The sequence below is a fragment of the Paenibacillus violae genome (assembly GCF_032461945.1).
GTDB classification, from domain to species: domain Bacteria; phylum Bacillota; class Bacilli; order Paenibacillales; family NBRC-103111; genus Paenibacillus_E; species Paenibacillus_E violae.
In genome coordinates this window covers 313,331-322,315 of sequence record NZ_JAWCUD010000011.1, presented here as the reverse complement: position 1 = coordinate 322,315, position 8,985 = coordinate 313,331, and the positions used below count along the sequence as shown (strand labels likewise).

Annotated in this window: 13 protein-coding genes and 1 pseudogene; 13 read left to right on the top strand and 1 reads right to left on the bottom strand. The window is 35.0% G+C overall.

The window, feature by feature from the left end; all coding sequences use genetic code 11:
* The 4 genes and pseudogenes from RQP52_RS27905 to RQP52_RS27890 form a co-directional block, all read left to right on the top strand.
* A pseudogene (locus RQP52_RS27905) lies at positions 1–233 on the top strand (hypothetical protein); the annotation flags it as partial.
* A 473-nt stretch (positions 234–706) separates the two neighbouring features.
* A complete protein-coding gene (locus tag RQP52_RS27900) occupies positions 707–1,126 on the top strand; it encodes a nucleoside 2-deoxyribosyltransferase (protein ID WP_315954878.1) in 420 nt (139 codons plus the stop codon).
* A 39-nt stretch (positions 1,127–1,165) separates the two neighbouring features.
* Positions 1,166–1,465 carry an immunity 53 family protein gene (locus RQP52_RS27895; RefSeq protein ID WP_315954877.1) on the top strand — a complete coding sequence of 100 codons (300 nt, stop codon included), beginning with the start codon at positions 1,166–1,168 and terminating at the stop codon, positions 1,463–1,465.
* Positions 1,466–1,626: 161 nt separating this feature from the next.
* Positions 1,627–2,433 (top strand): hypothetical protein, encoded by an 807-nt coding sequence (locus RQP52_RS27890; RefSeq protein WP_315954876.1) that lies wholly within the window; start codon positions 1,627–1,629, stop codon positions 2,431–2,433.
* A 461-nt stretch (positions 2,434–2,894) separates the two neighbouring features.
* Here the strand turns inward: RQP52_RS27890 and RQP52_RS27885 are convergent, their stop codons facing one another.
* A complete protein-coding gene (locus tag RQP52_RS27885; RefSeq protein WP_315954875.1) occupies positions 2,895–3,293 on the bottom strand; it encodes a hypothetical protein in 399 nt (132 codons plus the stop codon).
* A 378-nt stretch (positions 3,294–3,671) separates the two neighbouring features.
* Here RQP52_RS27885 and RQP52_RS27880 point away from each other — a divergent pair, with 378 nt between their 5' ends.
* The 9 genes from RQP52_RS27880 (at position 3,672) to RQP52_RS27840 (ending at position 8,935) form a co-directional block, all read left to right on the top strand.
* Positions 3,672–4,073, top strand: a complete 402-nt coding sequence (locus RQP52_RS27880; RefSeq protein WP_315954874.1) for an oxidoreductase — start codon at positions 3,672–3,674, stop codon at positions 4,071–4,073.
* A gap of 228 nt (positions 4,074–4,301) precedes the next feature.
* A complete protein-coding gene (locus RQP52_RS27875) occupies positions 4,302–4,463 on the top strand; it encodes a hypothetical protein (RefSeq protein WP_315954873.1) in 162 nt (53 codons plus the stop codon).
* Positions 4,464–4,532: 69 nt separating this feature from the next.
* Positions 4,533–5,264 (top strand): hypothetical protein, encoded by a 732-nt coding sequence (locus RQP52_RS27870; protein ID WP_315954872.1) that lies wholly within the window; start codon positions 4,533–4,535, stop codon positions 5,262–5,264.
* 378 nt (positions 5,265–5,642) lie between these two features.
* A complete protein-coding gene (locus RQP52_RS27865; protein ID WP_315954871.1) occupies positions 5,643–6,098 on the top strand; it encodes a GNAT family N-acetyltransferase in 456 nt (151 codons plus the stop codon).
* A 96-nt stretch (positions 6,099–6,194) separates the two neighbouring features.
* Entirely contained in the window at positions 6,195–6,728 is a 534-nt protein-coding gene (locus RQP52_RS27860) for a 2'-5' RNA ligase family protein (RefSeq protein WP_315954870.1), read from the top strand.
* Positions 6,729–7,002: 274 nt separating this feature from the next.
* Positions 7,003–7,353: a PASTA domain-containing protein gene (locus tag RQP52_RS27855; protein ID WP_315954869.1), complete on the top strand. Its 351-nt coding sequence runs from the start codon at positions 7,003–7,005 to the stop codon at positions 7,351–7,353.
* Between the two features lie 96 nt (positions 7,354–7,449).
* On the top strand, positions 7,450–7,974 hold the full coding sequence (locus tag RQP52_RS27850) for a hypothetical protein (protein ID WP_315954868.1): 525 nt from the start codon (positions 7,450–7,452) through the stop codon (positions 7,972–7,974).
* Between the two features lie 171 nt (positions 7,975–8,145).
* A complete protein-coding gene (locus tag RQP52_RS27845) occupies positions 8,146–8,475 on the top strand; it encodes a YobA family protein (RefSeq protein WP_157319044.1) in 330 nt (109 codons plus the stop codon).
* Between the two features lie 190 nt (positions 8,476–8,665).
* Entirely contained in the window at positions 8,666–8,935 is a 270-nt protein-coding gene (locus RQP52_RS27840) for a hypothetical protein (protein ID WP_315954867.1), read from the top strand.
* Positions 8,936–8,985: the final 50 nt, after the last annotated feature.

Below are 8,985 nucleotides of genomic sequence, written 5' to 3'. Positions count from 1 at the left end.
ACGTCCCATATGAAGAGATTAAAAGAAGACTAATCAATGTAACGACTAGAGGCATTGTTATCAAGAATGGAAATAGTCTAGAAGACGTTTACGAGGAAAGACTGCCCTTATACATTAAGTACATTGATAAGGTCCTGGATTGTTTAAACAAGGATGTAGAACAATGCGTAAACGAGATTATTAAACTAATACAAGAAACTGACGTTGTTCAATCTGTAAACGAGAAACGTTAATTCAAACAAACATTCAAGTAAAAATTATTAATTGGGGTGAGGCATGGCTCTATTTCTTAACCATTTTATAAAAGTCATATTACTTGCAGTGTTTATCGAGTGTATGTTTGCTTTCTTCAATTCGGATGGCATATCAGATGTTTTGAGAAAATATAAAAATTGGAAATTTTTATTATTTATGATTAGTTTGCTGTTATTGTTAACTTTTATTTCAACCTCGATTTTTTAAAGATATAAAAGGAAAATAGAACACTATCGTTATCAATAAACCAGAAGAGTATCTAAGCACGTATGTAGATGATCTCCGAATATTGGTAAGTGAATGGAAATGTGTGATAACCCATTATAACGAGTAGGACGAGAACGAAAATTTTAGTTGTAAAACTACACAGAGACCGCCGCGAGATAGATCGGGCAGTCTTTTCCACGCTAACGGGCAGGATACTTCCAATATGTGTTAATATAAAACTTAAATGATTAAAAGATTGAACCAGGGGAATTATATGAAATTCTACATAGCGTCTAGTTTCAAAAATATAGAAAACGTACAACAATTAGCAGAAAGTTTGAAAGCACGTGGTTTTCACCATACTTACGATTGGACAACTCATTCAAACATAGACACGATAATAAAACTCCGTAACATAGGACAAGAAGAAGTAGCAGGGGTCATGGATGCAGATGTTGTAATTGTCATGTTCCCAGCAGGGAAAGGGAGTCATGTTGAGTTAGGAATTGCACTGGGAGCTGGAAAGAAAATTTATTTATACTCATCAACAAATGAACTGAATGAAATAGGAAACACATGTACGTTTTATCATGTTGATTCAGTTGAACAGCAGATTGGCACAATTGATAATTTGATAAACTTTATCTCTCTTGAATACCAATAGCATTAAAAGATAGAGGAGATACTTAAGGGGGGGTTATGGATGAATGTATTAAAATGGTTGGAAAATTGGTATACAGATAATTGTGATGGAGATTGGGAGCATGGTTATGGAGTTAAAATTACAACTCTTGATAACCCAGGATGGGCTATTGACATCAGAGTGGAAGATACAGAACTAGAGGATAGAACGTTCGATGACTTGATTATCGACCGCTCTGAAACTGATTGGGTTCGCTGTAAAGTTATTGATAATGTATTTAAGGGTAGAGGCGGAAGTAATAACTTAGAAGAATTGATTATTGTTTTTCAGGAGTGGTCTTCCTTAAGCGAAAACAAATAATGAATTTCTAAATTATTGAATGCTTGCTCGATTACGCTAACAGATAACGTTAGTATTAATATTGGCACAGCGGTAGCCGACCACTTGTCGGCTACTGTTGAAAAGGAACTGAAATTTGATTCTCGAATATCTAATATTAATACTAAACAAGGGTGACTGGAATGAATTACTTACTTAAACTATTCACTATTTCATCGTTATTTACGATATTATGCGCTTGTAGTAGTAGCAATTCAGTTGGCCCAAGTGAAAAACCTAAACCAACTATAACCCCAAGTCAGCAACCGAATCAGGCGGTCGTTCAAAGTGAACAGCCAGTTCAGGAACGATCAAAGTTACAGGGTGAACAAAGCAAAGAAACCAAACAAGAAAATACTATTTTCTCACTTATTCCAAAAGGCTGGAATATTTCTGAGAAGACTAAAGGGACACCTGTACAAGCAACAGGCGATCTTAATAAAGATGGTATAGATGACATTGCAATTATCATTGAAGGAGAAAAGGGTACGAAAGACCAAGTGCCACAAAGAGCGTTAGTAATCGCTTTTGGAAATGGAAATAACCAATACACATTTTCAATGATGGCTGAAAAAGCAATCTTAAAAGCAAACGCAGGTGGGATATGGGGTGACCCATTGGAAGGAATATCTATAGACAGAGGTTCAATATTAATAAATTTCTACGGTGGCAGTAATGATAGATGGTATGAAAAGTATAGATTTAGATTCCAAGATAATGATTGGTATTTAATTGGGGCAACACTTGGTTCGTTTAATAGTGGGAAAACAACAATAGAAAATGCTGATGAAGAGGACTATAACTTACTTACAGGCGATTTCACTCTAAGAAAAACAGATGAACATGAACAAAGTAAAGCAATTACGACAAAGGGTAATAGGGGGAATGTAGCGCTTTTAAAGCTTAAAGACTTTGATGCAGATGGTGATAAAGATCAATTCTTGAAATAGGCCAACAAAGTTCAATAAAGGAACCATTCCATGTTAGTGGTGATTTAATTTTATATACATATATATATATTTCTATGGTCAAACAATACTTTGTGTTTAGATACAATAAGGTAAACAGAAGCATAAATAAAAGTTAGGTCGTTGAGCTAACGGAGAACTATAGTTTAACAATTCACCAGGACGAGGCTGCCGGCAAGAAACGGCAGCCTCGTTGAACGGGCAGATTAATGTAATCAATCTACCTTATTTGACATTTTATCGAATATTAAATTGATTAAAAAATAAACAGCTCCACCGACTAAGCCCGAATAATTTAGAAACCCGTTCAGAAAATAACCTCCGATTGTCCAACAAACTGCAAAGGCAATTGCTCCTAAAAACCATATTCGAGTTCGTTTAGTCAAATAAATCACCCCGTAATAACTTTTATTTTTCTATTCCACACACGTTTAATCGTTAGTTTAGTCACGTCTGGCATGAGCGAGTTTGAGCGTTAAACTTTGTGCCCATTTTAGGAGTAGTGCGCCGACAACCAAATATCTGAAGTATGCATAGTAATTAATTTTATAACGATATGTATGGCTTTGAGCCTCATTCTCAACCCTACTATGAAGTTCTTTCAATTTTTCTGCTGAAACCGTCCCTTTACTCGTTTCTTCACGAATCAAACTGTCCCATTTTTCACTATCGGCTGTGGTGATGGCCTTTATCTTAACCTTTTCAGTTAAGCCAATTGAAGCAGAAAACTCCTTCAACAAAACAAAAGGATTCGCAAATACTAAAAAACTTAAGATTAAAACATATAGAAGTATAATCATACTAAAAACTTTAGCTATTTTTATAATCATAGGGAGCATCATTTCTTACTGTTTTTATAATCTAATTGTAGCTTGGTTTCGAGCTTAACCACAGTTCCAAATTACCTATTACCATGGTTATTTTTCTTCATAAAAACCGCACTTCCTTAATGCTTTTTGCCACCAGTGGGGTATTTAAGCGATCTGAAAACTAGTCAATCCAGTTCAATCCAATTTGTTGGTTATGCTACGAAGACTGAAAATCAAAAGGCCTAGTCGTTAGTCCTGTAAGTAGAACTGGCAGAGGAAAATCACGATGGGGGAGAAAAAGTTGTTGTCGGGTTAGAGATTGAACTAACGAAGAACGATAGTTGAACCAAATCTGAGTTAGAACTATGGTCCTTGAATTACTGCTAAATATTACGTTAACGGAGCTAATAAATGAAATTAAATACTTTTACTACTAAATTGATTGTAGAAAATTCAGATAAATCATTTCATGATTTTATAATTGATGGTAAATCGTTATATGAGCTATTGAAAAAACACGAATATATTCCTTGTATAGGTACAGGTATAAGTAAGTATAAGCAAGAAATAATTGAGGAGTTAACACTCAAAAGACTTAGTAAATTAGGCGGGAATCGCTATCCTCTTCTTACATGTGCAGACTGTGGAGATTTGAATTGCGGATTTATTTCAGCGATCATCGAAGAAGACAATAATTTGATTATTTGGCGTGATTTCAAAAAAGGTGATCAGATGAAACTAAACCATTTAGGCCCTTATTATTTTGAAAAGAGTAATTACGCAAAAACAATAGTGAATACATCTAGTATTTAAAAATACTCTTTAAGTCAATAGTTCATTGCGCTAACTGGGAACGATAGCTTAATAAAAAGTAAAAAGGCAGCCTTCGCGGCTGTCTTTTTAATGCAAAATAATAACGGTGGATACCTATGACACTAACGACGATAAATTCGAATCATACACAACTTAATTGTGAATGATTGTCCAATAAAATTCCGAATGTGATATACTAAAATATGGAAACGAAAAAGGAGAGAGCATATGAAGCATGTAGTAAAACTCTGTCCGAGGCATAAAGAAGAGATGTTTGAGAAAATTGAGAACAACAAAATCGTGGTGTTTTGCTTGGAATGCGAGATTGACCGCATCTATAAGGCACTCAGCAAAGTGAAATACCAACCGATATTCGATTTAGTTCAATAAACAAGTGGCAGTCTTTCTATTTTGTTGATGATATGACGAAAATGACAAAAAAGAGGAAGAGTGATTGTTTTGAAAGGTATCAGTTTTTTATTTTTTTTGCTAATTATTTCATGTTCGTTGACAGGCTGTGTTTCCGATACGAAATATAATGATGCGTTAAATAAGATTGCTAATTTAGAAAAAGAATTAAATGATCTAAAGCAAGGCCCACAGATGTCGATTATAGAAATTAGGGAACAGTACGAAAGTAAAAACTATGACAAAGTTATGGAGTTAGCAACTACCTTACATTCAAAGTTTAACGGCGTCCCTGAAGATATTGAAGCTCGAACAATGGTGAGGCAAATACAGGACATGAGAGATAAAGAGGCTAAGAAAGCGGAAGAAGAAAAAACTAATTTACTCGCGGAACAAGCAAAATCCGCTAAAGAAAAAGCCCGGTCAATCATGAGAATATCTAAAATTCACCCTAGCAAACCAAATTCTGCAGGAGGTGTTGATTTAGAAATTGAGTGGGCTAACAATTCTGATAAGGTAATTAAATACGTAGTTTTTTCTGTCGAGCCATATAATGCTGTGAATGATATAGTAGTAAGTCAAATTGGGGGGAACTCTCTCTTCAAAGGGAAAATAACAGGTCCAGTTAGTAAAGATGATGTTGGCCTAAAAAATTCTTATTGGGAGAATGCTTGGTACAATAATTCCATAAATACAGTTCAACTAGTTAATGTTACTATCCAATATTTGGATGATACTATTGTTACTCTAAAAGATGAAGATGTACAGTATATTCAATTTTAAAGATTCCTAGAATTGATATACAGCTATATATAGTACATTAAATCCATGGTAGTAAACTATCGAGGAACGTTCAATAAACAGCAGCGGCGGCAGCAGACTTTATTTTCTCAGGTCCTAGTTCGCCGCTGTTTCTGTTTCTACTATTTTTTTAAAAAAATATTTCATACTAATCAATATTTAGCGAAATACTTGTTTAAAACCTAAATTCGAAACATACACAATGTTTTTATGGATGATTGGTCGCTATTTCATTGAGCTAAAGGGCAGAATACTTCCAATATATGCTAATATAGATTGTGGAGTTAAGAGCCCATATTGAATATTTTCAAAAGGAAATATGATATAACTTATTCATTTTATTTTCAGAGAGGGAGAATAATGATTACATTAGATTTAATGAATTCGACTGAATTTCAGGACTACCTTAATTCTGCTATTAAGAGCTATGCAAAAAGCAACGTGCAATCTGGTAATTGGAACGAACAGGAATCTATTAGTAAGGCAACAGAACAATATGCACACCTTTTGCCTGATGGCGAGAAAACCACTGATAACAAATTGTTTACAATTCGTTCTAACGGCCAAGAGGTTGGAATGATTTGGTTTGCAGTCAAATCAAACAATAAAGGGTTTATTTACGATATAAAAATTAGGGAGGATTACCGAGGTCAAGGTTTTGGCAAGCAAGCGATGGAAGATATAGAAAAGTTGGGAAGAGAAATTGGCATCAAGAGTATAGGACTTCATGTCTTTGCCCATAACCAAATTGCTCGTGGTTTATATGAAAAGTTAGGCTATGAAGAAACGAGTATCGTAATGGCAAAAGAATTATAAACTCTATTTCTTGTTCAATTAACGGGACACGAAAGCACAATGAACGCATGATCGGCAGCCTTTGCTCAACTAAAGGGCAGGATGGAGGGTGTCAAGTTGCAATATTTTATTGGTATCGTTCCACCTGACGATTACAAAGAACAAATCTCCTCATTTCGTAATCAATGGGCTAGCAATCGCCTTCGAGATGTTGTAGAGCCTCACATCACAGTTAAAGCCCAAGGTGGACTTACTGAAGATATGAGATGGCTTGAAAATGTAAGATTAACATGTTCATTGTTTCAAAGCTTCAAGTTAACATTGTCAGAGCCAGCAACATTCGGAACAGCAGTAACCTTTCTTAGTGTTGAAACAAATAAAATATATGATTTGCACAATCGTTTAGTTGAATCGGTGTCGCCAACGCCGGATCTTATTAAGCGGTATCTAGAATTAGAACGTTACCATCCTCATTTGACTTTGGGTCAGACGTATTGGGAAATGGTTGATAAGGAAATCGAAGAAATGAAAGATGCTGCAAGAGACGCGTTGGCTCCTTTTCCAACATTTAAGGTAAATTATGTTCGAATATATAAAGAATCTATACCTAATAAGTATGAGCCATTTGAGGACATCCAACTTGCAAGATAATCGAAATGTGAAGTTATTGAACTCTACCTGGGATCGTTAGTGAACTTGCGGTTGCTTCGGCAGCCGTTTTTGTTTTCCCCGCTTACGGGAGTTTAGCGTTGTGGTAGTTTGTGTTAAAGCTACCGCTTTTTGAACTGTTGGGGAGTAATACGCAACTATCAATGCATTGGCAGCGTCTAAATATTTGGGATTATTTGTTAGTATAGGAAAGGAGAATAATGTTTTTGTGCTCATTGAAGAAGGATGAAATTTATAAAAGGAGTTGAATTTTCTATTGAAGAATTCTTTCATAACGATAAAAATCAAAAAGAGAAACTTTGTATTGATCAATCTGAGTGTATTGTTGGTGATAACGTTAGGTATATTTTTATCTACAAGAGATGAAAACAAAACCTATCCGATGATTCGTAATTCGGTGGAAATGCCTAATTTAGTAGGACAAACAAAGGAGAATGCGATTAAAGTTGCTGAGTCTAAAGGTATTAAATTAAATATTAATAAGGCCACTAGTGATCAGTTTGAGATAGGTATTATACTTAGCCAAAATCCTGCTATTGGTGATCTAGTTGAGTTTAATTCAACTGTAAATGTTTATGTAAATGAGGAAAGTAATTCTAACGGGTAGAAAAAGGGATAAAGTGTTTAAAAATTCAAAATATGACTTCCATGCATCTCAGAACGATTGCTTACTAATAATGCGGTACTAATAGGAGATAAAAATATGAATAAAAAGTGGATTACTATTATAATTACTGGAGCGGTTATTGCAGAAATACTCTCCCTTACACCTGCATTCGCTACTTCTACTCCAAAAGAAGATACAACGACCATTAAAGTAGTGACTATACCAGCAGAGCAACAGCAAAAGAAGGAAGTCGTAGATCGATTGTACAAATCATGGGAAAATGGAATCATTAAGATTGAGGAGAGTGAAGGTGAAAAATTTAAAAGGGTTGACTGGGATTTAATATACGGAGTTGATATTGACAGGCATTTCACAAACCAACTTTCAGATGTGGAAGCACAATCGTTCTTTATGGCACTAGACGAGGCTAAAAAAGCATATAAAACGGGTGACTCTCAATATGGAATTTTGTTGAGTAAAGATCACAAGGCAGCCAGAGTAGTATGGGAACGTTCTAGCGGAGGCTTTCATATAGCGGATATCGTTTTAAAAATCAAATCCACAATATTGAATAAAGAAGAAAATATATGGACACTAGTTAATCAAGAGGAACTACTATAGGTAACGACCACGGTTCATAATTAAGCAATAATGAATCGCTCAACTAACCCAGAACTATAGCTTAATAAACACCAGGAAGGTAGTCGACATCAAGCGGCTGCCTTTTCCCCGCTAAGTGGCAGTTTACTTCAATAAGGGGGAACAAGTTTAATAACAGAGGTGACTTGAGATTTGAATTTTTTAAAGATTGTGATGATAGCAGCAGTCGTATTTACGTTGTTGGGATGTCAAGGGAAATTAAGTACGGAACCTACTGGGCAAGGGTATATCTTTGAAGTAAGTGACAGCGGAGTATTAGTTCTGGATAATATTAAAGACACCGATTTGGGTAAAAAATGGCGAGATATATCAGGGAGCTATTCAGGAAATGCTATTTGGCTAAAAACTTCGACCTCAAAACATTCAGTAGGACAAAAAGTAAGATATTGGGTAGATGGTGGAATTAATGAGTCTTTTCCAACACAGGCGAGTGCTAAAAAGATAGAAATAATTAATGATTGAACTAACGGGTAAAAAATTTTAAATTTTCAAAGGGCTACCGCGTAGCAGGCCTTTTCCTCGCGAACGGGCAGCATTCTAGAATGAATAAAAATCTCGATTTCATTAACAATTTATCCGAAAATTATCCAATTTAGTGATATACTTTTATTTAAGTGCACTAAAACATAAGTTTTAAGGAGTGATAAAACAAATGGTCAGAGAAGCGTTATTTAAATCAAGCATTTTATTTATGGTATTAGGAGGACTCTTTATTACCTCAGCTGGTTTAATCTATACAATTGAACGTGCAGCTGCAAATATATCTGGGAATATAAAGGCTGCTGGCTTTATGGCTGGTCAATTACAAGGGCAAACTCCAATTCCAAAAATGCCAGGATTTATTGATAATTTTTATGTCCCATCACTCACTGTGCTTGGTATCATTTTATTGGTTTTAGGAACTAGAAAAGAATTAAAATAAAGTAACCGTACCTTAGACACCATATTTGAGTGTTGTTACGCTAACGTAAG

Bases quoted from the DNA above. Each gene is read 5' to 3' on its own strand.
- RQP52_RS27890 (WP_315954876.1), top strand. From the start codon at position 1,627: ATGAATTACTTACTTAAACTATTCACTATTTCATCGTTATTTACGATA.
- RQP52_RS27850 (WP_315954868.1), top strand. From the start codon at position 7,450: ATGAATAAAAAGTGGATTACTATTATAATTACTGGAGCGGTTATTGCA.
- RQP52_RS27880 (WP_315954874.1), top strand. From the start codon at position 3,672: ATGAAATTAAATACTTTTACTACTAAATTGATTGTAGAAAATTCAGAT.
- RQP52_RS27865 (WP_315954871.1), top strand. From the start codon at position 5,643: ATGATTACATTAGATTTAATGAATTCGACTGAATTTCAGGACTACCTT.
- RQP52_RS27900 (WP_315954878.1), top strand. From the start codon at position 707: ATGATTAAAAGATTGAACCAGGGGAATTATATGAAATTCTACATAGCG.
- RQP52_RS27895 (WP_315954877.1), top strand. From the start codon at position 1,166: ATGAATGTATTAAAATGGTTGGAAAATTGGTATACAGATAATTGTGAT.
- RQP52_RS27840 (WP_315954867.1), top strand. From the start codon at position 8,666: ATGGTCAGAGAAGCGTTATTTAAATCAAGCATTTTATTTATGGTATTA.
- RQP52_RS27885 (WP_315954875.1), bottom strand. From the start codon at position 3,293: ATGATGCTCCCTATGATTATAAAAATAGCTAAAGTTTTTAGTATGATT.
- RQP52_RS27875 (WP_315954873.1), top strand. From the start codon at position 4,302: ATGAAGCATGTAGTAAAACTCTGTCCGAGGCATAAAGAAGAGATGTTT.